The organism is Actinomyces timonensis, assembly GCF_040702965.1.
In the GTDB taxonomy this organism is placed as follows: domain Bacteria; phylum Actinomycetota; class Actinomycetes; order Actinomycetales; family Actinomycetaceae; genus Actinomyces; species Actinomyces timonensis_A.
Map to the genome: position 1 here is coordinate 754,440 of NZ_CP159989.1, position 22,423 is coordinate 776,862.

The 22,423-nt window shown below is 69.4% G+C and carries 31 protein-coding genes and 1 pseudogene; 30 read left to right on the forward strand and 2 right to left on the reverse strand.

Features of this window, described 5'->3' with window-relative positions; genetic code table 11:
• Positions 1–3: 3 nt before the first annotated feature.
• The 9 genes and pseudogenes from rplD to rpsQ all read left to right on the forward strand — a co-directional run bounded on the left by rplD (position 4) and on the right by rpsQ (position 4,285).
• Positions 4–655: pseudogene (gene rplD, locus ABXS69_RS03240) on the forward strand (50S ribosomal protein L4).
• Positions 652–957: a 50S ribosomal protein L23 gene (gene rplW / locus ABXS69_RS03245; RefSeq protein ID WP_366181155.1), complete on the forward strand. Its 306-nt coding sequence runs from the start codon at positions 652–654 to the stop codon at positions 955–957. Before rplD ends, rplW begins: the two are co-directional and overlap by 4 nt.
• A 27-nt stretch (positions 958–984) precedes the next feature.
• Entirely contained in the window at positions 985–1,821 is an 837-nt protein-coding gene (rplB, locus tag ABXS69_RS03250; RefSeq protein WP_366181156.1) for a 50S ribosomal protein L2, read from the forward strand.
• A 12-nt stretch (positions 1,822–1,833) separates the two neighbouring features.
• Entirely contained in the window at positions 1,834–2,112 is a 279-nt protein-coding gene (gene rpsS / locus ABXS69_RS03255; RefSeq protein ID WP_009748893.1) for a 30S ribosomal protein S19, read from the forward strand.
• Between the two features lie 31 nt (positions 2,113–2,143).
• Positions 2,144–2,521, forward strand: coding sequence for a 50S ribosomal protein L22 (rplV, locus tag ABXS69_RS03260; protein WP_366181157.1), 378 nt, complete (start codon positions 2,144–2,146; stop codon positions 2,519–2,521).
• A complete protein-coding gene (gene rpsC / locus ABXS69_RS03265) occupies positions 2,521–3,333 on the forward strand; it encodes a 30S ribosomal protein S3 (protein ID WP_017177316.1) in 813 nt (270 codons plus the stop codon). The genes rplV and rpsC overlap by 1 nt, the downstream gene beginning before the upstream one ends.
• Before the next feature lie 3 nt (positions 3,334–3,336).
• Entirely contained in the window at positions 3,337–3,756 is a 420-nt protein-coding gene (gene rplP, locus ABXS69_RS03270) for a 50S ribosomal protein L16 (protein ID WP_017177315.1), read from the forward strand.
• The gene (gene rpmC, locus ABXS69_RS03275) at positions 3,756–4,001 is read left to right on the forward strand and encodes a 50S ribosomal protein L29 (RefSeq protein WP_017177314.1); all 246 of its coding nucleotides are present in this window, start codon (positions 3,756–3,758) and stop codon (positions 3,999–4,001) included. The genes rplP and rpmC overlap by 1 nt, the downstream gene beginning before the upstream one ends.
• Positions 3,998–4,285: a 30S ribosomal protein S17 gene (gene rpsQ / locus ABXS69_RS03280; protein ID WP_017177313.1), complete on the forward strand. Its 288-nt coding sequence runs from the start codon at positions 3,998–4,000 to the stop codon at positions 4,283–4,285. Before rpmC ends, rpsQ begins: the two co-directional genes overlap by 4 nt.
• Before the next feature lie 181 nt (positions 4,286–4,466).
• On the opposite strand, the gene ABXS69_RS03285 is transcribed toward rpsQ, so the two are convergent.
• Positions 4,467–5,564, reverse strand: a complete 1,098-nt coding sequence (locus ABXS69_RS03285) for a hypothetical protein (RefSeq protein ID WP_366181158.1) — start codon at positions 5,562–5,564, stop codon at positions 4,467–4,469.
• Positions 5,565–5,927: 363 nt separating this feature from the next.
• Here ABXS69_RS03285 and rplN point away from each other — a divergent pair, with 363 nt between their 5' ends.
• The 20 genes from rplN to ABXS69_RS03385 all read left to right on the forward strand — a co-directional run bounded on the left by rplN (position 5,928) and on the right by ABXS69_RS03385 (position 18,851).
• The gene (rplN, locus tag ABXS69_RS03290; protein WP_366181159.1) at positions 5,928–6,299 is read left to right on the forward strand and encodes a 50S ribosomal protein L14; all 372 of its coding nucleotides are present in this window, start codon (positions 5,928–5,930) and stop codon (positions 6,297–6,299) included.
• 2 nt (positions 6,300–6,301) lie between these two features.
• Positions 6,302–6,646: a 50S ribosomal protein L24 gene (gene rplX / locus ABXS69_RS03295; RefSeq protein ID WP_080461935.1), complete on the forward strand. Its 345-nt coding sequence runs from the start codon at positions 6,302–6,304 to the stop codon at positions 6,644–6,646.
• The gene (gene rplE, locus ABXS69_RS03300) at positions 6,646–7,203 is read left to right on the forward strand and encodes a 50S ribosomal protein L5 (protein ID WP_366181160.1); all 558 of its coding nucleotides are present in this window, start codon (positions 6,646–6,648) and stop codon (positions 7,201–7,203) included. Before rplX ends, rplE begins: the two co-directional genes overlap by 1 nt.
• A gap of 1 nt (position 7,204) precedes the next feature.
• Positions 7,205–7,390 (forward strand): type Z 30S ribosomal protein S14, encoded by a 186-nt coding sequence (locus tag ABXS69_RS03305; protein WP_017177308.1) that lies wholly within the window; start codon positions 7,205–7,207, stop codon positions 7,388–7,390.
• Positions 7,391–7,448: 58 nt separating this feature from the next.
• Entirely contained in the window at positions 7,449–7,847 is a 399-nt protein-coding gene (rpsH, locus tag ABXS69_RS03310; protein WP_017177307.1) for a 30S ribosomal protein S8, read from the forward strand.
• 23 nt (positions 7,848–7,870) lie between these two features.
• On the forward strand, positions 7,871–8,410 hold the full coding sequence (rplF, locus tag ABXS69_RS03315) for a 50S ribosomal protein L6 (protein WP_366181161.1): 540 nt from the start codon (positions 7,871–7,873) through the stop codon (positions 8,408–8,410).
• A 2-nt stretch (positions 8,411–8,412) separates the two neighbouring features.
• Entirely contained in the window at positions 8,413–8,787 is a 375-nt protein-coding gene (gene rplR / locus ABXS69_RS03320; RefSeq protein ID WP_366181511.1) for a 50S ribosomal protein L18, read from the forward strand.
• Positions 8,788–8,821: 34 nt separating this feature from the next.
• Complete coding sequence (rpsE, locus tag ABXS69_RS03325; RefSeq protein ID WP_017177304.1) at positions 8,822–9,526, forward strand: 30S ribosomal protein S5; 705 nt, start codon at positions 8,822–8,824, stop codon at positions 9,524–9,526.
• Complete coding sequence (rpmD, locus tag ABXS69_RS03330; protein WP_017177303.1) at positions 9,526–9,729, forward strand: 50S ribosomal protein L30; 204 nt, start codon at positions 9,526–9,528, stop codon at positions 9,727–9,729. Before rpsE ends, rpmD begins: the two co-directional genes overlap by 1 nt.
• Position 9,730: 1 nt before the next feature.
• Entirely contained in the window at positions 9,731–10,234 is a 504-nt protein-coding gene (gene rplO, locus ABXS69_RS03335) for a 50S ribosomal protein L15 (RefSeq protein WP_366181162.1), read from the forward strand.
• Between the two features lie 406 nt (positions 10,235–10,640).
• Positions 10,641–11,930 (forward strand): preprotein translocase subunit SecY, encoded by a 1,290-nt coding sequence (gene secY, locus ABXS69_RS03340; protein ID WP_366181163.1) that lies wholly within the window; start codon positions 10,641–10,643, stop codon positions 11,928–11,930.
• Complete coding sequence (locus ABXS69_RS03345; RefSeq protein ID WP_366181164.1) at positions 11,927–12,511, forward strand: adenylate kinase; 585 nt, start codon at positions 11,927–11,929, stop codon at positions 12,509–12,511. The genes secY and ABXS69_RS03345 overlap by 4 nt, the downstream gene beginning before the upstream one ends.
• 68 nt (positions 12,512–12,579) lie before the next feature.
• Positions 12,580–13,485 carry a type I methionyl aminopeptidase gene (map, locus tag ABXS69_RS03350; protein ID WP_366181165.1) on the forward strand — a complete coding sequence of 302 codons (906 nt, stop codon included), beginning with the start codon at positions 12,580–12,582 and terminating at the stop codon, positions 13,483–13,485.
• Positions 13,486–13,715: 230 nt separating this feature from the next.
• Entirely contained in the window at positions 13,716–13,937 is a 222-nt protein-coding gene (infA, locus tag ABXS69_RS03355) for a translation initiation factor IF-1 (RefSeq protein ID WP_111835832.1), read from the forward strand.
• A gap of 31 nt (positions 13,938–13,968) precedes the next feature.
• Positions 13,969–14,082, forward strand: a complete 114-nt coding sequence (gene rpmJ, locus ABXS69_RS03360) for a 50S ribosomal protein L36 (RefSeq protein ID WP_005987264.1) — start codon at positions 13,969–13,971, stop codon at positions 14,080–14,082.
• Positions 14,083–14,257: 175 nt separating this feature from the next.
• A complete protein-coding gene (rpsM, locus tag ABXS69_RS03365; RefSeq protein WP_366181166.1) occupies positions 14,258–14,632 on the forward strand; it encodes a 30S ribosomal protein S13 in 375 nt (124 codons plus the stop codon).
• A 66-nt stretch (positions 14,633–14,698) separates the two neighbouring features.
• Positions 14,699–15,100, forward strand: a complete 402-nt coding sequence (gene rpsK / locus ABXS69_RS03370; protein WP_017177296.1) for a 30S ribosomal protein S11 — start codon at positions 14,699–14,701, stop codon at positions 15,098–15,100.
• 168 nt (positions 15,101–15,268) lie between these two features.
• Complete coding sequence (locus ABXS69_RS03375) at positions 15,269–16,267, forward strand: DNA-directed RNA polymerase subunit alpha (RefSeq protein ID WP_080461926.1); 999 nt, start codon at positions 15,269–15,271, stop codon at positions 16,265–16,267.
• 31 nt (positions 16,268–16,298) lie between these two features.
• The gene (gene rplQ, locus ABXS69_RS03380) at positions 16,299–17,033 is read left to right on the forward strand and encodes a 50S ribosomal protein L17 (RefSeq protein WP_366181167.1); all 735 of its coding nucleotides are present in this window, start codon (positions 16,299–16,301) and stop codon (positions 17,031–17,033) included.
• 255 nt (positions 17,034–17,288) lie between these two features.
• Positions 17,289–18,851, forward strand: coding sequence for an Ig-like domain-containing protein (locus tag ABXS69_RS03385; protein WP_366181168.1), 1,563 nt, complete (start codon positions 17,289–17,291; stop codon positions 18,849–18,851).
• Positions 18,852–18,996: 145 nt separating this feature from the next.
• Here the strand turns inward: ABXS69_RS03385 and ABXS69_RS03390 are convergent, their stop codons facing one another.
• Positions 18,997–19,755 carry an ROK family protein gene (locus ABXS69_RS03390; RefSeq protein WP_366181169.1) on the reverse strand — a complete coding sequence of 253 codons (759 nt, stop codon included), beginning with the start codon at positions 19,753–19,755 and terminating at the stop codon, positions 18,997–18,999.
• A 195-nt stretch (positions 19,756–19,950) separates the two neighbouring features.
• Between ABXS69_RS03390 and ABXS69_RS03395 the strand changes: the two genes are divergently transcribed.
• On the forward strand, positions 19,951–22,368 hold the full coding sequence (locus ABXS69_RS03395) for a GDSL-type esterase/lipase family protein (RefSeq protein ID WP_366181170.1): 2,418 nt from the start codon (positions 19,951–19,953) through the stop codon (positions 22,366–22,368).
• The last annotated feature ends 55 nt before the right edge of the window (positions 22,369–22,423 follow it).

Below are 22,423 nucleotides of genomic sequence, written 5' to 3' on the forward strand. Positions count from 1 at the left end.
ACCATGGCTGAGAAGCAGACCCTCACCGTCGCGATCGTCGACTCCAAGGGCGCCAAGAAGGGCACCGCCGAGCTTCCCCGCGGAGATCTTCGACGTCGACCTCAACATCCCGCTCATGCACCAGGTCGTCGTGGCCCAGCTCGCCGCGGCCCGCCAGGGCACCCACGCCACGAAGACCCGCGGCATGGTCCGCGGCGGTGGCAAGAAGCCCTACCGCCAGAAGGGCACCGGCCGCGCCCGCCAGGGCTCCACCCGCGCCCCCCAGTTCGCCGGCGGTGGCACCGTCCATGGCCCGCAGCCGCGCGACTACACCCAGCGCACGCCCAAGAAGATGAAGGCCGCCGCCCTCCGCTCGGCCCTGTCGGACCGCGCCCGCAACGGCCGCGTCCACGTCATCACCGAGTTCGTCACCACCGAGAAGCCCTCCACCAAGTCGGCCCTCGGCGCCCTGCGCAACCTGACGGACCGCAAGGCCCTCGTCGTCGTCACCCGCGAGGACGACCTGAGCCGCCTGAGCCTGCGCAACGCCCCCGAGGCGCACGTCCTGTGGGCCGACCAGCTCAACACCTACGACGTCCTGGTCAACGACGACGTCGTCTTCACTTCCGCTGCCCTGGACTCGTTCCTGGGCAAGGGCGAGGAGGAGTCCAAGTGAGCCTCGAGAAGTCCAAGAACCCCCGCGACATCATCATCGCGCCGGTCGTCTCCGAGAAGTCCTACACCTGCATGGACCGTGGCCAGTACACGTTCCTCGTCGCGCCGGGCTCCAACAAGACCGAGATCAAGATGGCCATCGAGTCCATCTTCAACGTCAAGGTCGACTCGGTGAACACGGCCAACCGCAAGGGCAAGACCCGCCGCACCCGCACCGGGCTCGGCAAGTCCAAGGACACCAAGCGCGCGATCGTCACGCTGCGCGAAGGCAGCATCGACATCTTCGGCGACGTGGCGAACTGACACGGACACGGAAGGTAAAGGATCGACATGGGAATCCGTAAGTACAAGCCGACGACGCCGGGTCGCCGCGGCTCCTCCGTGGCCGACTTCGTCGAGATCACGCGCAGCGAGCCCGAGAAGTCCCTCGTTCGCCCGCTCCACAAGACCGGTGGCCGTAACAACAACGGCCGCGTCACCACCCGCCACAAGGGAGGTGGCCACAAGCGGGCCTACCGCGTGATCGACTTCCGTCGTCACGACAAGGACGGCGTGCCCGCCAAGGTCGCTCACATCGAGTACGACCCCAACCGGACCGCGCGCATCGCCCTCCTGCACTACCTCGACGGCGAGAAGCGCTACATCATCGCCCCGAACAAGCTCGGTCAGGGCGACGTCGTCGAGGCCGGTCCGAACGCGGACATCAAGCCCGGCAACAACCTCGCGCTGCGCAACATCCCCACCGGTACCGTCGTGCACGCCGTCGAGCTGCGCCCCGGTGGCGGCGCGAAGATCGCCCGCTCTGCCGGCACCTCCGTCCAGCTCGTCGCCAAGGAGGGCAAGTACGCCACGCTGCGCATGCCCTCCGGTGAGATCCGGATGGTCGAGGTCGCCTGCCGCGCCACGGTCGGCGAGGTCGGCAACGCCGAGCAGTCCAACATCAACTGGGGCAAGGCCGGCCGCATGCGCTGGAAGGGCGTCCGCCCGACCGTCCGCGGCGTCGTCATGAACCCGGTGGATCACCCGCACGGTGGTGGTGAGGGCCGGACCTCCGGTGGCCGCCACCCCGTCTCTCCGTGGGGCAAGCCCGAGGGCCGTACCCGTCGTCCCAACAAGTCCAGCGACCGCCTCATCGTGCGTCGTCGTCGGACCGGCAAGAAGCGCTGATAGGAGCCTGATATGCCGCGCAGTCTGAAGAAGGGCCCCTTCGTCGACGACCACCTCCAGAAGAAGGTGGACGCCCAGAACGAGAAGGGCACCAAGAACGTCATCAAGACCTGGTCCCGCCGTTCGGTCATCACGCCGGACTTCCTCGGACACACTTTCGCCGTCCACGACGGCCGGAAGCACGTCCCGGTCTTCATCACCGAGTCCATGGTGGGCCACAAGCTCGGCGAGTTCGCCCCGACCCGCACCTTCCGCGGGCACGTCAAGGACGACCGCAAGTCGCGCCGCTGACGCGCGGAGAGTTGAGAGGCAAAGAAGAACTATGGAAGCTAAGGCGCAGGCCAAGTACGTGCGCTGCACGCCGATGAAGGCTCGCCGCGTCGTGGACGTCGTCCGCGGCAAGCGCGCCGTCGAGGCTGTCAACGTGCTCCGTTTCGCCCCGCAGGCCGCTGCCGTGCCGGTGCGCAAGGTCATCGAGTCCGCGATCGCCAACGCCCGGTTCAAGGCCGAGGCCGCGGGAGTGCGGTTCGACGAGAGCGAGCTGTACATCACCGAGGTGTTCGCCGATGAGGGCCCGACCCTCAAGCGGTTCCGCCCGCGGGCCCAGGGCCGCGCGAGCCGGATCCTCAAGCGCACCAGCCACATCACCGTTTACGTCGGCGAGCGCGCCGACATCGCACGCAAGGAAGGAGCCCGGTAATGGGGCAGAAGGTCAACCCGACCGGGTTCCGCCTGGGCATCACCACGGACCACCGCTCGCGCTGGTTCGCGGACTCGACGAAGCCCGGTCAGCGCTACCGCGACTTCGTCGAGGAGGACGTCAAGATCCGCCGCCTCATGGCCGATGGCATGGAGCGGGCCGGTATCTCCAAGGTCGACATCGAGCGCACGCGCGACCGCGTCCGCGTCGACCTGCACACCGCCCGCCCGGGCATCGTCATCGGGCGCCGCGGCGCCGAGGCCGAGCGCCTGCGCGGCTCGCTGGAGAAGCTGACCGGTAAGCAGGTCCAGCTCAACATCCTCGAGGTCAAGAGCCCCGACCTGGACGCCCAGCTCGTCGCCCAGGGCATCGCCGAGCAGCTCGCCTCCCGCGTGTCCTTCCGCCGCGCGATGCGCAAGGGGATGCAGTCCGCCATCCGCGCCGGCGCCAAGGGCATCCGCGTCCAGTGCTCCGGCCGCCTCGGCGGCGCGGAGATGAGCCGCTCCGAGTTCTACCGCGAGGGCCGCGTGCCGCTGCACACCCTGCGCGCGAACATCGACTACGGCTTCTACGAGGCCAAGACCACCTTCGGCCGTCTCGGCGTCAAGGTGTGGATCTACAAGGGCGACCTCACCGAGCGTGAGTTCGCCCGCCAGCAGGCCGAGTCCGCCCCGCGCGGCCGCGGTGGGCGCTCAGGCGACCGCCGCGGTGCGCGACGCGGCGAGCGCGGCGCGCGTCAGGGCGGCGAGCAGCAGGTCGAGCAGGCGCCGGCCACCGAGAACGCTGCCGCCACGCAGGGAACGGAGGCCTGAGCCGTGCTCATCCCCCGCCGGACCAAGTTCCGCAAGCAGCACCGCCCGCACCGCTCGGGCATGTCCAAGGGCGGCAACCAGCTCGCCTTCGGTGATTTCGGCATTCAGGCCCTCGAGCCCGCCTACATCACTAACCGCCAGATCGAGGCGGCCCGTATCGCCATGACCCGCCACATCAAGCGTGGCGGCAAGGTGTGGATCAACATCTTCCCGGACCGCCCGCTGACCAAGAAGCCCGCCGAGACCCGCATGGGCTCCGGTAAGGGCGCCCCGGAGTGGTGGATCGCCAACGTGAAGCCCGGTCGCATCATGTTCGAGCTCGGGGGCGTCCCCGAGGAGCTCGCCCGTGAGGCCATGCGCCGCGCGATGCACAAGCTCCCGATGAAGACCCGTTTCGTGACTCGTGAGGGTGGTGACGTCTGATGGCTATCGGATCCCAGGGGCTGACCCCCGCCGACCTCGACGGCATGGACAACGAGCGCCTCGCCGAGGAGCTCACCAAGGCGAAGGCAGAGCTGTTCAACCTCCGGTTCGCCTCGGCGACCGGCCAGCTCGAGGACCACGGCCGGCTCAAGGCCGTGCGCCGCGACATCGCCCGCATCTACACCATCGTGCGCGAGCGTGAGCTCGGCATCCGTACCGCTCCGAGCAGCCAGGAGTCCAAGTGAGCGAGCAGACCACCAGTACTGAGGCCGCCCCCGAGCGCAACCAGCGCAAGGTCCGCCGCGGCTACGTCGTCTCCGACAAGATGGACAAGACCATCGTCGTCCTCGTGGAGGAGCGCTACAAGCACTCCCTGTACGGCAAGGTCATCCGTCGGTCCAAGAAGGTCAAGGCCCACGACGAGAACAACACGGCCGCGGTCGGCGACCTCGTCTCGATCATGGAGACCCGTCCCCTGAGCGCCACCAAGCACTGGCGCCTCGTGGAGATCATCGAGAAGGCCAAGTGACCCTCCGCTGATCAACAGCATCACGGCGCCGCGGCGCCCGCACCCAGCGGGCCGCCGCGGCGCCGCCGTCGTTCCTCCCCCCCCCCATCCCCACCCCCACCCCCACGAGCGAGACCGGTCGAAATCACGAACGAGACCGGTCGAAAATACGAACGAGACCGGTTCGGCGGGAGGCCGCGCATCAGAACACGGGTCGCAGGCCTCCGGAAGCGCGCTCCTGGGTGGTCAGCAGCGCCGTGATCGGGAGAGCATCGCGCGCCGACGGCGGCAGCGTGTCCCAGATGCGGCGCGCCGCCGCGCGGGAGTCCCTCAGATCCCCGGGACTCATGCGCAGCACGTCGAACCCGGCGTCGCGGATCGCCTCCTCCCGAGCCGCCCGGCGCCGCAGCTCGCCGTCGGGATCCTCCGCGAGCTTCACCTCGCCGTCGACCTCCAGGAGGAGACGAATGGGCAGCCACCCGAGATCCGCGAAGTACACGCGGCCGTCGGCCCCGCGCACCGGCATCTGCGCCTGCGGGGCAGTGATGCCCGAGGCCAGGCACAGGCGTCGGGCCTCGGACTCCCACACCGACTGGCTCATCGCGGTCGCGGCGAGCACAACCGCCTGAGCGCGCCGGTAGCCCCGCTGACCTGCCCACTCCTCCAACCGCGCGAGGAGCCCACGGCGCAGCTCCGCGCACGCCGCATCGATCCGGCGGCGGCGGCGGTGCCACGGGCGCTCGCCCGCGTCCACTGCCACGGCGAAGAGGGAATCGACGACGGCGAGGGCCCGATCGGGCTGCAGGAAGCGCGCGCAGTCGAGGATCGTCCGCTCCAGGCCGGTGACGCGCAGGCCGCCGAGGTCGACGACATCGCGCTCATCCAGCGGCATGTGGTGGCGCACGATCGGCCTGGCCGCGAGGAGGCGACGGCGCTCGGCTCGCGAGGCGTCGCGGGATGAGGCCCTGCCGGGGTCGCGCGGGCCCGATCGACGTCGCAGACCGCCGGGCTTCCACGAGGTCACGAGGTGGATCGTCTGAGTCTCGGACATTGCCCTCGCCCCGTGGACGCGCGCAGCAGCCTCCTGGCAGACGACGCCGTTGAGCCCCTCGGCGCCGCAGGACTCGATGATCGCGTCCCTCGCCCGGGAGCATGTGCGCCAGTGCGGCTCATCCGGGTCGGCACGGATCACGGTGCCGCGGCGTATCGCGTGGATCGCGCCGGTCTCGCGATCCGGCTGGGAACCCCGTGTGCCGAGGTGGGGAGGGGGAGTGCGCTCGGAGTCAGTGGTGGTGTGCATCTCTCAAGCGTCGCCGCTGGGGCTCGCTCATGAAAGAGGGCTGGGCAATCTGTGGAAAACCGACCGGTCTCGCTCGTGATTTCGACCGGTCTCGGTGGGAGGGGGAGGGCGGTGAGGAAGGGCACAGGGGCAGGAGGGGGCCTGTGGTATCCGGCGCCTCGGCGCTGCACTAGGCTGGAACAGTTGCGTGCGCCCTCGGCGCGCCCATCAGAGACCCCGCGCTCCTGCGCCTGTGTCTGATGGGGCCCACGCCTCGTGGACTCCTCCTGCCTCCGGGCCGGGGGAGCAGCGCGCAAGAGCACCAAGAACGTTCGGCAAGGCTCGGGGGGACCCGAGAACCGGCTCGACGAAGGAGAACACCCTATGATCCAGCAGGAGTCGCGACTGAAGGTCGCCGACAACACCGGTGCCAAGGAGATCCTGTGCATCCGTGTGCTCGGCGGCTCGGGTCGGCGCTATGCGGGCATCGGCGACACGATCGTCGCCACCGTCAAGGACGCCGTCCCGGGCGGCAGCGTCAAGAAGGGCGACGTCGTCAAGGCGGTCGTCGTCCGCACCCGCAAGGAGCGCCGTCGTCCGGACGGCTCGTACATCCGCTTCGATGAGAACGCGGCCGTCATCCTCAAGAACGCCGACGGGGAGCCGCGCGGCACGCGCATCTTCGGCCCCGTCGGCCGTGAGCTTCGCGAGAAGAAGTTCATGCGCATCGTCTCGCTCGCCATGGAGGTGATCTGAATATGGCACGCATCAAGAAGGGCGACCAGGTCATCGTCATCGCGGGCAAGGACAAGGGCAAGACCGGCCGCGTCCTGGAAGTCATCAAGGCCACCGACCGCGTCGTCGTCGAGGGCGTCCAGCGCGTCACCAAGCACGTCAAGGTCGGGCAGTCCGCCCAGGGCGCCCGCACCGGCGGCATCGAGACCGTCGAGGCCCCGATCCACATCTCGAACGTGATGCCGATCGACCCCCAGACCAAGAAGCGCACTCGCGTCGGCTTCCGCGTCGAGGAGGGCGTGCGGCCCAACGGCCGCAAGCGCACCGTTCGCGTCCGCTACGCCAAGGCGAGCGGGAAGGACCTCTGATGAGCGACAAGATCACCCCCCGTCTCAAGACCAAGTACGCCGAGGAGGTGCTCCCCGCCCTCCGCGACGAGTTCAAGCACTCCAACGTCATGGAGATCGGCCGCGTCTCCAAGGTGGTCGTCAACATGGGTGTGGGCGAGGCCGCCCACGACTCCAAGATGATCGAGGGCGCCGTTCGCGACCTCGCCGCCATCACCGGCCAGAAGCCCCAGATCACGAAGGCCCGCAAGTCCATCGCGCAGTTCAAGCTGCGCGAGGGCCAGCCGATCGGCGCGCACGCCACGTTGCGCGGCGACCGGATGTGGGAGTTCCTCGACCGCCTCATCTCGATCTCGCTGCCTCGGATCCGCGACTTCCGCGGGATGAGCCCCAAGCAGTTCGACGGCAATGGCAACTACACCTTCGGTCTCACGGAGCAGGCTGTGTTCCACGAGATCGACCAGGACTCGATCGACCGCGTCCGTGGCATGGACATCACCATCGTGACCACGGCCAAGACCGATGAGGAGGCCCGCTCGCTGCTCACGCGGCTCGGCTTCCCCTTCAAGGAGAAGTGACATGGCGAAGACCGCTCTCATCCAGAAGGCGAACCGGAAGCCGAAGTTCGGTGTTCGCGCCTACACGCGCTGCCAGCGCTGCGGCCGCCCGCACTCCGTGTACCGCAAGTTCGGCCTGTGCCGTATCTGCCTGCGGGAGATGGCCCTTGGTGGCGAGCTCCCCGGCGTGAGCAAGTCCAGCTGGTAAGAACTTACGTCGCAGGTCCGATGAGGAAACCACGACGAGGAAGGGCCAAGGCCCACTCATGACTATGACAGACCCGATCGCAGACATGCTGACCCGTCTGCGCAATGCAAACAGCGCCTACCACGACACCGTCTCGATGCCGTCGAGCAAGCTCAAGGTCAACATCGCCGCGATGCTGAAGACCGAGGGCTACATCGCCGACTACGAGGTCACGGACGCCGAGGTCGGCAAGACGCTCACGCTGAGCCTCAAGTACGGAGCCAACCGCCAGCGGGCCATCCAGGGCCTCAAGCGGATCTCCAAGCCCGGCCTGCGCGTCTACGCGAAGTCCACGAACCTGCCCAAGGTCCTCGGCGGCCTGGGGGTGGCCATCCTGTCCACCTCCTCCGGCCTCCTGACCGACCGCCAGGCTGAGAACAAGGGCGTCGGCGGGGAAGTCCTCGCCTACGTCTGGTGAGAGAAAGGAACGGAGGGAACACCATGTCGCGTATTGGACGACTCCCCGTTCCGGTTCCCGCCGGAGTGGACGTCACGATTAACGGCAACGAGGTGACGGTCAAGGGCCCCAAGGGCACCCTGAGCCGCGTCATCTCCGCGCCCCTGAGCGTGACCAAGCAGGAAGACGGCACGATCCTCGTGACCCGTCCCGACGACGAGCGCCGCTCGCGCTCGCTCCACGGCCTGTCCCGCACGCTCATCAACAACATGGTCATCGGCGTCACCGAGGGTTACACCAAGAACCTCGAGATCGTCGGGACCGGTTACCGCGTCGCCGCCAAGGGCTCGGCCATCGAGCTCTTCCTCGGCTTCTCGCACACCGTCGTCGTCGAGCCCCCCGAGGGCATCACCTTCAAGGTCGACGGCAACCTGAAGCTCGCCGTCTCCGGCATCTCCAAGGAGCAGGTCGGCGAGGTCGCCGCGAACATCCGCAAGATCCGCCCGCCGGAGCCCTACAAGGGCAAGGGCGTGCGCTACGCCGGCGAGAACGTGCGCCGCAAGGTCGGAAAGGCTGGTAAGTGACCATGGCTTACTCGATCAAGAGGGGCAAGTCCAAGGCGATTGCCCGCAAGATCCGCCACCAGCGCGTGCGCAAGCACGTCAATGGCACGCCCGAGCGGCCGCGCCTCGTCGTCACCCGCTCCAACCGCCACATGGTCGCCCAGGTCGTCGACGACACCATCGGCCACACCCTGTGCTCCGCCTCCACCCTCGAGGAGGCCTGCAAGGGCGTCGAGGGTCACAAGGTCGGCGCCGCCCACAAGGTCGGCGAGCTCGTGGCCGAGCGCGCCAAGGCCCTGGGCATCGAGGCGGTCGTCTTCGACCGCGGTGGAAACAAGTACCACGGCCGCGTCGCCGCCGTCGCTGACGGCGCCCGCGAGGGCGGCCTGGCGCTCTGAGCGCTGAGACGACGAGAAAGCAAAGGAGAATCTGATGGCTGCACCGCAGCGAGACAGGTCCGCGTCGTCCGACGGCTCGGCCCGCAACGACGAGAACCGTGGCGAGAGCCGCGGCCGTCGTGACCGCAATGACCGCCGTGACCGCAACTCCGGCCGCGGCAACGACGACAAGTACATCGAGCGCGTCGTCACCATCAACCGCGTGTCCAAGGTCGTCAAGGGCGGCCGCCGCTTCACCTTCACGGCGCTGGTCGTCGTCGGTGACGGCGAGGGCACGGTCGGCGTGGGCTACGGCAAGGCGAAGGAGGTGCCCGCCGCGATCGCCAAGGCCGTGGAGTTCGCGAAGAAGAACTTCTTCCGCGTCCCGATGATCCGCCGCACCATCCCCCACCTCGTCCAGGGCGAGGACTCCGCCGGAGTCGTCCTCCTGCGCCCGGCCTCCCCCGGTACCGGGGTTATCGCGGGCGGCCCGGTGCGCGCCGTGCTGGACTGCGCCGGCATCCACGACATCCTGTCGAAGTCGCTCGGCTCCTCGAACGCGATCAACATCGTCCACGCGACGGTCGACGCGCTCAAGAGGCTCGAGCAGCCCGAGACGGTTGCCGCCCGCCGCGGCCTGCCCCTGGAGGACGTCGCCCCGCAGTCTATGCTGCGGGCCCGCGCCGAGGGAGAGGCTGAGAAGCGCGCCGAGGCGGAGAAGAAGGAGGCCGAGAAGGCCGCTGAAGGAGTGGAGGCGTGATGGCTGACACCAAGACCGCGAGCACGAAGCAGCTCAAGGTGACCCAGGTCCGCTCCGGCATCGGTGGCACCCACCGCCAGCGCGAGACCCTCAAGTCCCTCGGCCTGCGCAAGATCCGCCAGTCCACTGTTCGCGAGGACACCCCCACCGTGCGCGGCATGATCGCGACGGTGCACCACCTCGTGACCGTTGAGGAGGTCTGAGATGGCAGACACCAAGAAGGCCTCTGAGAAGGCCGCTGAGTCCGGGACGGAGAAGGTGCGAGTCGTCAAGCTGCACCACCTCCGCCCCGCCCCGGGAGCCAAGAAGGCCAAGACCCGTGTGGGTCGCGGTGAGGGCTCCAAGGGCAAGACGGCCGGTCGTGGCGCCAAGGGCACGAAGGCCCGGTACCAGGTGCGCCCCGGCTTCGAGGGCGGCCAGATGCCGCTGCACATGCGCCTGCCCAAGCTCCGCGGGTTCCGCAACCCGAACCGCGTGGAGTTCCAGCCGGTCAACGTCGGCCGCATCGCCGAGCTGTTCCCCTCCGGAGGGACGGTTACGGTGGCCGACCTCGTGGCCGCTGGCGCCGTGCGCCACGGGCACCTGGTCAAGGTCCTCGGCGGCGGGGACGTCTCCGTCAAGCTGACGGTCAAGGCTGACGCCTGGTCGGCCTCCGCCAAGGAGAAGATCGAGGCCGCTGGCGGCACGATCGAGTTCTCCGAGGCCTGATCAGACACCTGATCTGCTCCAAGCGAGCAAGGCAAGGCCCCGGTGAGGGCGGGTTTCGGCCCACCTCACCGGGGCCTCGTGCCGCCGGCGGGCCAGCCGTCGCGCCCCGGGTGGGCGCGGCCCGGGGGCGGGGGAGGAGGAGCTCCTGGGCCCGAACCGGTCTCGCTCTTGTTTTCGACCGGTCTCGCTCTTGATTTCGACCGGTCTCGGCGAGGGGAGGGGGATGGGGAGGGGGACGGGGCGGGGAGCCGGGCGCGTGATGTACGCCTTGCCTTCCGAAAGGGTCACGGCCTCGAAGGGCACCCCTGCTCCGGGGTAGTGTGAGCCCGGCGCGCGCCTGCGCGTCCGCCGTCGCGCCCGCATCCGGGCCATCCGACGCCGATTCCCCGAGCTCACAGGAGACCGCGTGCTCAGCGCCTTCGTCCAGGCATTCAAGACGCCTGACCTGAGGAGGAAGCTCCTCTTCACCCTCGGCATCATGGCCCTGTTCCGCCTGGGCTCGGTCCTGCCGACGCCGGGCGTGAGCCTGAAGAACGTCCAGACCTGCGTCGGCCAGGCCGACGACGCGAGCCTCTTGAGCCTCATCAACATCTTCTCCGGCGGCGCCCTGCTGCAGCTGAGCGTCTTCGCGCTGGGGATCATGCCCTACATCACGGCCTCCATCATCATCCAGCTCCTGCGCGTGGTCATCCCCCGCTTCGAGGAGCTCCACAAGGAGGGCCAGTCCGGCACCGCCAAGCTCACCGAGTACACCCGCTACCTGACGATCGGCCTGGGCGTCCTGCAGTCCGCCACCATCGTGGCCACGGCCGCCAACCGCCAGCTCTTCCCCACCTGCAACGTGCCCGTCATCCCGGACAGCAGCCCGGTCAACCTCGCCCTCATGATCGTCACCATGACCGCCGGCACGGGCCTCATCATGTGGCTCGGCGAGCTCATCACGGACCGCGGCATCGGCAACGGCATGTCGCTGCTCATCTTCACCTCGATCGTCGCGCGCTTCCCGCAGAACCTCGGCTCGATCCTCACCGGCAGCGGCGGCGTCTCGAAGTTCGCCCTCGTCATCGCCGTCATCCTCGTGGCCACGATCGCCGTCATCTTCGTGGAGCAGGGCACCCGGCGCATCCCGGTGCAGTACGCCAAGAGGATGATCGGGCGGCGCCAGTACGGGGGCTCCACCACCTACATCCCCATCAAGATCAACACGGCGAACGTCATCCCCGTCATCTTCGCCTCCTCGATCCTGGCCATGCCCCAGCTCGTCTCCCAGTTCTCCCCGCGGAGCTCCTGGGCGGCCTGGGTGGGTCAGAACCTGCGTCAGACGGACACGATCTACCTCGTCGCCTACGGCCTGCTCATCCTCTTCTTCACCTTCTTCTACACGGCGATCACCTTCAACGCCGAGGAGATCGCGGACAACATGAAGAAGTACGGCGGCTTCATCCCCGGCATCCGCGCGGGCGAGCCCACCGTGAAGTACCTCTCCTACGTCATCAACCGGGTCACCGTCGTCGGCTCGATCTACCTCGTGGTCCTCGCGCTGCTGCCGACCCTCGCGGTCATCGAGCTGGGACTGTCGGCGTCCCTGCCCTTCGGCGGCACGACTATCCTCATCATGGTGGGAGTCGGCCTCCAGACTGTCAAGGAGATCAACTCCCAGCTCCAGCAGCGACACTACGAAGGGTTCCTCTCATGAGCGCACGCATGGTCCTCCTCGGCCCTCCGGGGGCAGGCAAGGGCACCCAGGCGGCCCGCATCAGCGAGCGCCTGTCCGTCCCGGCGATCTCCACCGGCGACATCTTCCGCGCCAACGTGGCCGGCGCCACCGAGCTCGGTCTCAAGGCCAAGGAGTACATGGACAAGGGCGAGTACGTCCCCGACTCGGTCACCAACGCCATGGTCGCCGACCGCATCGCCGCCGACGACGCCGCCTCCGGCTTCCTCCTCGACGGCTACCCGCGCACTGAGGCCCAGGTCCACGAGCTCGACTCCATGCTGGCTGCCGAGGGCCTCGCCCTCGACGTTGTCCTCGAGATCACCGCCGACTCCGAGGTGGTCGTCGAACGCCTCCTCAAGCGCGCCACCGAGCAGAACCGCGCCGACGACACCGAGCCGGTCATCCGGCGCCGCCTCGAGGTCTACGCCGAGCAGACCGAGCCGCTGGCCGCCCTCTACGAGGCCAAGGGCCTCCTCGTGCGCGTCGACGGCATCGGCGACGTCGACGAGGTCACCGAGCGCATCATGACGGCCCTCGCCTCGGCGGGCGTCAGGGCCTGAGCGGGCGATCCTCAGTGGCGCGGGACCGGTCGGGCCCGCGCCACTGCGTGTGAGAGAAGGGGGGCGCGGTGCTGGCGCGCGAGCAGATCGAGATCAAGACCCCGGACCAGGTCCGGCTCATGCGGCGAGCGGGCCTCGTCGTCGCAGATATCCACGCCGCCCTGAGAGAGGCGGCCCGCCCGGGGGTGAGCACCGCCGAGCTCGACGCCGTGTGCGCCGCGACCATCGAGGCCGCCGGCGCCCACTCGAACTTCCTGGGCTACCACGACTACCCGGCCACGGTGTGCGTCTCGGTCAATGACGAGGTCGTCCACGGCATCCCCGGGCCACGAGTCCTGAAGGAGGGCGACCTCGTCACCTTCGACTGCGGCGCCTACATCCTCGACGGCGGCGAGCAGTGGCACGGCGACGCGGCCTTCACCACCGTGGTCGGCGGTCAGTACGCCTCGGCGTCCGATCGCCTCCTGGACACCACCACCCGACAGGCCCTGTGGGAGGCGATCGCCGCCGTCGCCCGGGCCGCCGAGGGCCTCACGAGCGGGCACGCCGCGAGGCTCAACGCCATCGGCGACGCCGTCGAGGCCACCGTGGACCGCGCCCTGGTCGAGGCCGCCCGCCAGGGCCTTCCCGATGCCCGGCTCGGCATCCTCCAGGAGTACGTCGGCCACGGCATCGGTACCGCCATGCACCAGGCCCCCGACGTCCTCAACTACTCGATCAAGCGCAAGGGGCCCAGGCTGCGCCCCGGCATGGTGCTGGCCATCGAGCCGATGCTCACCTCCGGCGGGCCCGAGGTCCGCGAGCTCGACGACGGCTGGACGGTCGTCACCCGGGACGGCTCGCGCGCCGCCCAGTGGGAGCACACCGTCGCGATCGTGCCCGGGGGAGTGTGGGTGCTGACCGCTCCCGACGGCGGGGCCGAGGGCCTGGCGCCCTTCGGCATCGAGCCCCGCCCCCTGCCCGAGCGCGGTTGAGCGCGCCTCGACGCCCCCCGCCCGCCGCCGCCGAGCACGTTCGCCGATGTGTCAGGGAACACCGGCCGGGAGCCCCTTCCCGCGTGGTGGCGCGGTATCGAGGTGCCGTATCGTTGACCCTTGGTGCGCCCAGCGCTCCTGACCCGAGCCCTCCGGCCGGGCCGGGGCGTGCGCGCCCAGCCGGCGGCGTCGTCGCCGGAGAACTCGAGCGAGAGAACCGACGGAGGAACATGGCTAAGAAGGACGGCGTCATCGAGGTCGAGGGATCGGTCGTCGAGGCCCTTCCGAACGCGATGTTCCGGGTGGAGCTGAGCAACGGGCACGTCGTGCTCGCGCACATCTCCGGAAAGATGCGGCAGCACTACATCCGCATCCTCCCCGAGGACCGTGTGGTCGTGGAGCTGAGCCCCTACGACCTGACCCGTGGTCGCATCGTCTATCGGTACAAGTGACAAGTCGGCCCCGGGCCGGCGGAGGACAATCATGAAGGTCAAGCCGAGCGTCAAGAAGATCTGTGACAACTGCAAGGTGATTCGTCGCCACGGCCGTGTCATGGTCATCTGCGAGAACCCGCGGCACAAGCAGCGCCAGGGCTGAGGCCCCGCGCACCGGCCACGCGATCCGTGGCCACCACCAGCACCCATCCCAGCGATCAGCGCCGAGCCCTGCCGGCCGGCACTGCGCAACCCCCGGTTCCTGGAGGCCGGGGCCGCCCGAAGGAGGCGGGGGAGGTGGGTGACGACCTCCGGGAGCACACAGGAGAACCACCACCGTGGCACGCATTTCCGGCGTCGACCTCCCCCGCGAGAAGCGGGTCGAGGTCGCGCTCACCTACATCTTCGGGATCGGCCGCACCCGCGCGGACGAGACCCTCAAGGCGACGGGCGTCAACCCCGACACCCGCGTCAAGGACCTTACCGAGGACGAGCTCGTGGCTCTGCGCGGCCACATCGACTCCACCTACCAGGTGGAGGGCGACCTGCGCCGCGAGGTCCAGGCCGACATCCGTCGCAAGGTCGAGATCGGCTGCTACCAGGGCCTGCGCCACCGCCGTCACCTCCCGGTGCACGGCCAGCGCACCAAGACCAACGCGCGCACCCGCAAGGGCCCCAAGCGCACCGTGGCCGGCAAGAAGAAGGCCAAGTAACAGTTGAGCCGCGGCCCGGGCGCCGATGCCCGCCGCGCAACCCGATCTTGAGAAGAAGAAGGAAGAATGCCTCCGAAGACCCGCACCGCCGTGCGCAAGCCGCGTCGTAAGGACCGGAAGAACGTCACCCACGGCAACGCCTACATCAAGTCCACCTTCAACAACACCATCGTGTCCCTCACGGACCCGGCGGGCGCCGTCATCGCCTGGGCCTCCTCCGGCCAGGTCGGCTTCAAGGGCTCCCGCAAGTCCACCCCTTACGCCGCCCAGCTGGCCGCCGAGGCCGCCGCGCGCCGTGCCCAGGAGCACGGCATGAAGAAGGTCGACGTCTTCGTCAAGGGCCCCGGCTCCGGCCGTGAGACCGCGATCCGCTCCCTCCAGGCCGCCGGCCTCGAGGTCGGCTCCATCACGGACGTCACCCCCCAGGCCCACAACGGCTGCCGCCCCCCGAAGCGCCGCCGCGTCTGATACGGCCGGTTCGACGGCGCCCCGCCCTCCCTCCCGGCGCGGCGGGCGCCGTCGGCCCGCGCACCGCCCCGTCGCGCGGGGCCGCCGCCCCGGTAGCACCGGGCCCTGCGGCGAGAACCATGAGGAACGGCGTCATATAGCGGGCGCCGCGACGAAAGGAAACCGACAGTGCTCATCGCACAGCGTCCCACTCTCACGGAGGAGGTCGTCGAGGAGAACCGCCGCGCGCGGTTCATCATCGAGCCCCTCGAGCCCGGCTTCGGCTACACGCTGGGCAACTCCCTGCGCCGCACACTGCTGTCGTCCATCCCGGGCGCGGCGGTCACCTCTGTGCGCATCGACGGGGTCCCCCACGAGTTCCGCACGATCCCCGGGGTCAAGGAGGATGTCGCCCAGATCATCCTCAACATCAAGGAGATCGTCCTCTCCAGTGAGAACGACGAGCCGGTCGTCATGTACCTGCGCAAGTCCGGCCCGGGAGCCGTCACCGCCGGCGACATCACCCCGCCCGCCGGCGTCGAGGTCCACAACCCCGAGCTGGTCATCGCGACCCTCAACGAGAAGGGCAAGCTGGAGATCGAGCTGACCGTCGAGCGCGGCCGCGGCTACGTCTCGGCCAACCAGAACAAGGACCCGAACGCGGAGATCTCCCGGATCCCGGTCGACTCCATCTACTCGCCGGTCAAGAAGGTCTCCTACGCCGTCGAGGCCACCCGCGTCGAGCAGCGCACCGACTTCGACCGACTCATCGTCGACGTCGAGACGAAGGCCTCCATCACGCCTCGCGACGCGCTCGCCTCGGCGGGCAAGACCCTCGTCGAGCTCTTCGGCCTGGCCCGCGAGCTCAACGTCGAGGCCGAGGGCATCGAGGTGGGCCCGTCGCCCATGGACCAGGCCCTCCAGCAGGACCTCGCCCTCATGATCGATGAGCTGGACCTCCAGGCGCGCTCCTCCAACGCCCTCAAGCGCGAGGGCATCCACACGGTCGGCGAGCTCGTCTCGCGCAGCGAGGCGGACCTGCTCGATATCCGCAACTTCGGTGCCAAGTCGATCTCCGAGATCAAGGACAAGCTCGCCGAGCTGGGCCTGTCCCTCAAGGGCTCCCCCCTCGACTACCTCGCCGAGGACGACTACACCAACCCCACCTTCAGCGACGAGCAGGCCTGAGCCCCGGCTCGTCACGATCTAGGAGACAACAATGCCTCGCCCCACCAAGGGACCCCGCCTGGGCGGCTCCGCCCAGCATGAGCGCCACCTGCTGGCCAACCTCGCCCGGCAGCTCTTCATCCACGAGTCCATCACGACGACGGAGGCCCGCGCCCGCCGCCTGCGCCCCTACGCCGAGAAGCTCATCACCAAGGGCAAGCGCGGGGACCTCCACGCCCGTCGCACCGTGATGAAGAAGATCACGGACAAGTACGCCGTGTACCGCCTCTTCGAGGAGATCGCCCCGAAGATGGAGGGCCGCGACGGCGGCTACACCCGCATCATCAAGACCGCCCCCCGCAAGGGCGACAACGCCCCCATGGCCGTCATCTCCCTCGTGCTCGAGCCGGTGGCCAAGAAGGCTGTCGTCGAGGACGCGGTCAAGACCGCCAAGTCCGCCGCGAAGAAGGCCGCGCAGGATGCCGTCGCCGAGGCCAAGGGCGAGAAGGACGCGGACGCCAAGGCCGCGCCCGCCGCTAAGGAGGCCAGCCCGAAGGCGGAGAAGGCCGCGTTCGCCGGCGCCGTCCGCCTCGACGAGGGCTCCTCCGACGCTCCCGACGACGAGCACCGCATCAAGGGCAACGAGGACTCGATGAAGTATCACGTCCCCGGCTCGCGCTGGTACGACGCCACGGTCGCCGAGGTCTGGTTCGCCACCGTGGAGGAGGCCGAGGCCGCGGGCTTCGCCCCCGCCGGTGGCGCGGCCGCGCAGAAGGTCGACGCCTGAGGCGCACGCATGTGATTCGTATCGCATAGTTATGGAGGGCTGGAGGCCGCGAGGCTCCCAGCCCTCCGTTATTTCGCGGAATCTTGCTGACCTGCGATGGCGCGCCACCTCGTTATGGAGATGTGACCCGTCAGTTAATCCGTGACATAGGCGAGACATCCGCCTCTCAATCCGTTAGTTTGGGCGTGTGACCGCGCTTGAGGCGCGGTGTGCCCAGATCAGCCATACCAGTCCCTTTTTCGCATGAGGAGAGTCATGAGACGGTCTTCCGCTCTGGCCGCCGGCGCGCTTGTCGCCGCAGGCGCCTTCGTTCCCGCCGCCGTGAGCACGCAGGCTCAGGCCGCCGATTCCAGCAACATCAAGGTGACCGACGTCAAGGTCACCTCCGAGGCCCGCCAGCGCCCGGTCAACGGCGCCGCCGTTGAGGCCTGGGACAAGGTCAGCCTCCAGGCCAAGTGGGAGGCCGACGCCCCCAAGGCCGGGGACTCCTTCGCCGTCAAGCTCGGTGAGGGCCTGGAGTGGTCCGGCTCGCTCGGCTTCGATCTCCTCGACCAGGACGGCTCCGACGTCGGCAACTGCACGTTCGCCGTCGGCTCTCAGGACATGACCTGTACCCTGACCGCCGGCGCGGAGAAGTGGGACAAGCTCACCGACGGCACGCTCACCGCTCAGGCCCAGATCAACAACAAGGGCATCGAGCGCAAGCAGAGCACCGTCAAGGTCGGCCCGACCACCGCGCCCATCGTCTTCGGCGACTCCGACGGCGACGGCACCTGCGACGCCGCCTGCGACGGCGTCAAGCCCAACTACCCCGAGGCCAACCCCTTCAAGTCCGGCTGGTTCAACGGCGTCAACGAGCAGGGCAAGTACGTCTTCATGTGGGAGGTGCGCGCTCAGAACACCGGCGGCGCCAAGAACACCCACTGGGTCGTCAAGGACCCGGGCGCCAACTACGTCGACAACTCCGTCCTGTGCACCACCGGTTCCTGGCAGGCGGGCCAGGGCGTTGCCAACGTCAAGGTCGCCCCCGGCTGGCCCAAGGAGCAGGTCGAGTTCGACGCCCCGTCCGCTGACTCCGTGTGTCGCGTCCGCTTCTACACCACGACTGAGCCCACGAAGGCCGCCCAGGCCAACACCGCCACGGTGAACGGCCAGACCTTCTCGCGCAGCGGTATCACCGCCACCCAGGCCGGCTTCGGCAACGCCCAGGGCGGCAAGAACGCCATCCCGGCCCCGACCCCGACCCCGACGGCCACCGCGCCGACCGTGGCCCCCTCCGCCCCGGAGACCACGACTCCGACGCCGACGGCCACCGCGCCGACCGCGGCCCCCTCCGCCCCGGAGACCACGACTCCGACGCCGACGGCCACCGCGCCGACCGCGGCCCCCTCCGCCCCGGAGACCACGACTCCGTCGCCCACGGCCACCGCGCCGACCGCTCCCGAGGAGACCACCCCCGCCCCGACGCCGTCGGCGCCTGACGCCACGGCCCCCGCCCCGGCCCCGCTGCCGAGCGCCCCGGCCACCACCGAGGCCCCGGGCTCCAACTCGGCCGGCCCGGCGGATCCGACCGCTCCGGTCGCTCCCGCCCCGGCGGATCCGACCGCTCCGGCCACCACCGAGGCCGCTGCCCCGGCCCCGCAGCAGCCCGGCGCGCAGGCTCCCAAGGCCCCCGCTGCCCCGGCCCCGTCCACCAGGCAGCCCGCCTCCAAGCCCTCGCTGGCCAAGACCGGTGCCAGCATCGTGGCCCCGGCGCTCATCGCGGGCGCCGTCATCGGTGGCGGTGTCTTCCTGGTTCGTCGCGGGCGCCGCGCCTGATCCCCGCACGGTCCCGGCCGGTGAGAGCTGAGCCGGACTGACACGAGGGGCCCACCCGGATCATCCGGGTGGGCCCCTCGCGCCTTTGCAGCAGGCGGGCGGATCGGCCCGCCTTGGTCGCGGGAGTCGCCAGGTGCGGCTGGGCTCAGGGGCGAGCCATGGTCCAGCAGCGCGCCCCGCCGGTCATCCCCGCCTCATTGGGCACCACGACGACGTCGTCGCCCATGCGGGCGAGCTGGAGCGCCGTGATCCTCCGGGAGTTGCCGCCCCCGAGGTAGAGGCGGTCCCACAGGTACATGGGGCGCAGGCCGTCGACGACGTGGCGTACCCTGCGCGACCAGTGGGCGTCCCCCAGGCGGAGCCTCTCGTGCTCGCCGATGTAGTCGTCGTAGGTGAGCCCCCAGCGGACGGGGCCCTGGGAGACCTCGACATGCGGGGCCAGGACGCCGTTGTCGAAGACCGCGTTGCCCAGGCCCGTCCCCAGGGTCACGATCATCTCAAGGCCGTGGCCGGTGACGACTCCGGCGCCGGCGACCTCCGCGTCATTGAGGATGAGCGAGGGCAGGCCGAGGCGCTGCGCGATGGCCGCGCCCATGTCGAAGCGGCGCCACGCCTCGGCGAGCTCGGGGAGCACCTTGGAGCGCGGGCCGTCCTTCGTGATGTAGTGCGGGGTGGCGACGACGACGCCGTGGCGGAGCATCCCCGGCATCCCCACCGTGACCCGGCCGGCCCGGGGCAGCTGCTCGGCGAGGCCGGCGATCGTCTCCACCAGCTTCATCGGTGGGAGCGGGTAGGGGGTGGGCGTGCGCACGGCGCGAGAGCAGATGGTCCCCTCCGCGTCGAGGACGGAGGCCTTGATGCCGCCGCCCCCGCAGTCGACGGTGAGGGTCGTGGGGTTGGTCATGGTGTGACGGTACCCGCACGGTGGGGGTCCGGTCTCGGTGGTCAGATGTATGATGCCTGTGACGTCGGCTCGCGTGGTCGCGCGTCGCAGATTCTGGCACGACGCTGTGCCTCCCACAGTCCTAGGCGATGGCGCCTCTCAGAGAAAGGACGCACGATGACCCCACCCCGTTCCCGAGCCCGTTGGGCTCCTGCCTTGATCACGTCTGCCGCACTGCTCTTCTCCGGCGGCCTGCTGGTCCCCGCGGCGCATGCTGCGGCTGAGCCACCGGGGGCTAGCGCCACCAGTGAGGAGGTCAGGGCTGACGCGCCGACGACGGCCGCTCAATGGGCCGTTCGCAACGCGGGGCTGGAGGACTTCGCGACCTTGCAGCGGCGAGTCTCGCGTCCTGAGCCGATGACCTGGGTGCTCACGGGAGACTCGATCACCCAGGGCGTCCTGCACAGCCACGGGCTCAACCGCTTCACGGACTACGTCCACGACTATGTCCGTACCGCTGGTGCGCACGGGCGCCCCCGCGCCAACGACACCATCATCAACACGGGTGTCTCCTCAGCCACCAGTGGCAACCTCATGAGCTATTTCGACTCGTGGGTGCTCGGGCACCGCGCGCAGGTGGTCATCATGTCGGTCGGCATGAATGACGGCCGTACGCGTCCCGCGCTCACCCCGATCGAGCAGTATCGGGCGAACCTGCGCTCTGCGGTCGCCAAGGTCCGGGAGCAGGGCGGCATCCCGGTCCTGCAGACCCAGAACTACACCGCCAAACCCGACTTCAACACCAACCTGGACGAGTACTTCGCGGTGGTGCGCGAGGTCGCGCTGGAGACTGGCACGATCCTGGTGGACGTGGCGCGGATGTGGAAGGAGGCCAATGGCGGGCAGCAGATCAACAGCGCGCTCATGGGCGACCCCATCCACCCCAACGAGCGCGGGCACCTCATGTGGGCGCAGTTCCTGCTGGGAAACCTGGGACTGCTCGACGCTTCCAGCGCGCTGGCCCAGGCGAGCCCGCAGGCCTTGACCGTTGACAAGCTGCGCTGGGCGGATCCGGGCGTGCTGAAGCAAGATGAGACCCGTGCGCCCGCTGACGCGCGTCTGGGCCTGAACCTCAACCGGACGATGAGCGGTGATGGCAGCGGGGTCGAGACGCACCAGGTGCCGTGGCTCGCTGAGGCCGAGGAGGCGACCTTCGTGGCGAGGGTCAAGCTGGGAGCGTCGGCGACCGAGGAGGTGCTGCTCAGCGCCGTGAACCCAGACGGCTCCAAAAAGGTCGAGCTCAAGGTGCTGAGCAACGGTCAGCTCCGCGTCAACGGCAACCTCGGGCAGCGGGACGCCTACTACACCGTGGGAGGGGGCCTGCGCGACGGGAACTGGCACACGGTCTCCGTGACGCTGACCCATTCCGCGATCCGCTCCTACGTTGACGGCTCCCCGTTGCGGGCATTGACCCTGGATGAGAGTGCCGCCCTGGCGCCCGACCTCTTGGGAGCCCGCGAGGTGACCGTGGGGGCGCGCAAGGATTCGGCCGCGCCCGGTGGGGCCCTGTTCCTGCGCGGAGAGGTCGCCTACGCAGCGGTCTACGACCGTCAGCTGCGCGCCGAGGAGCACCAGATGCTGCCAGGCAACGGTGTGACGCCGCTGCAAGGCGACCTGCGCCCGCTGGTCGCCAACGACGCCCCCAGCTCCTGGCTCTTCCTGGGCGGGCGCGCGACCCAGGGAGTGCCTGAGGCGGGTGCGCCTGTGTTCACGCGAGGCTACGTCGAGCTCCTCGACGAGGTGCTCCGATGGGACTACGACCGCTCATCCCTGGTGCGCCGGATGAAATTCGTGGTCAACCGTGGTCGTGCGGGTTCCTCCAGCGCCGATCTGCTGGCCGAGTACCGCTCTTTGGATGAGTCTCAACGACCCGCAGTGCTGATGGCGGCGCCCGAGGTCCTGGACCGTGGGACGCTCACCGAGTCCTCTGTGGAGGACTTCCGCTCCAACCTCGCCTCCCTGGTGGAGCGGGCGAGGGGTGACGGCGCGGTGGTGGTCCTCGTGACCCCGCCGCAGACCGGCCATCAGGTGGCTCCTTACGCCCAGGCGATGCGTGAGCTGGCGGCCTCCGAAGGCGTTCACCTGATTGATGCCGCCCAGTGGATGGCGCAGATGAAGCACGAGTACCCGACGCTGGACTCCCTGTGGTGGAACGATGGGGTGCTCAACCACGCCGGGCACCTCATGCTGGCGCAGTACCTCGCTGAGCAGATGGGTATTCGCCCTGCCTCCTCCCAGCTCTACGCCCTGGAGAGCCTCTACTTCGACAAGAGCGATCCGGCGCCCACCCGCCCAGAGGGGGAGGAGCCGGACGCGACTCCGGCACCGGGCGCGACGCCTGCTCCGGGCGGGTCCGCGACGCCGAGTGGGCCCCAGGAGCCCCGTGCCGAGGGAACGGGGCAGGCCGTTCCTACCGCCGCCGCTTCCCCCTCCTCGGCGCCCGGTGACCAGGCGCCGTCCGCGTCACAGGATCGCGGCCTCGCCCGCACGGGCTCGTCCATCCTGCTCGTGATGGCGGCGGGCGGGCTTCTGGCTGCCGGTGGTCTCCTGCTCCTGCGTCGTTGCCGCCGGTGACACCTGGTTGCGCGCACGCGTGACCATCTCACCGTCCCTGTCTCCTCAGGGCTGA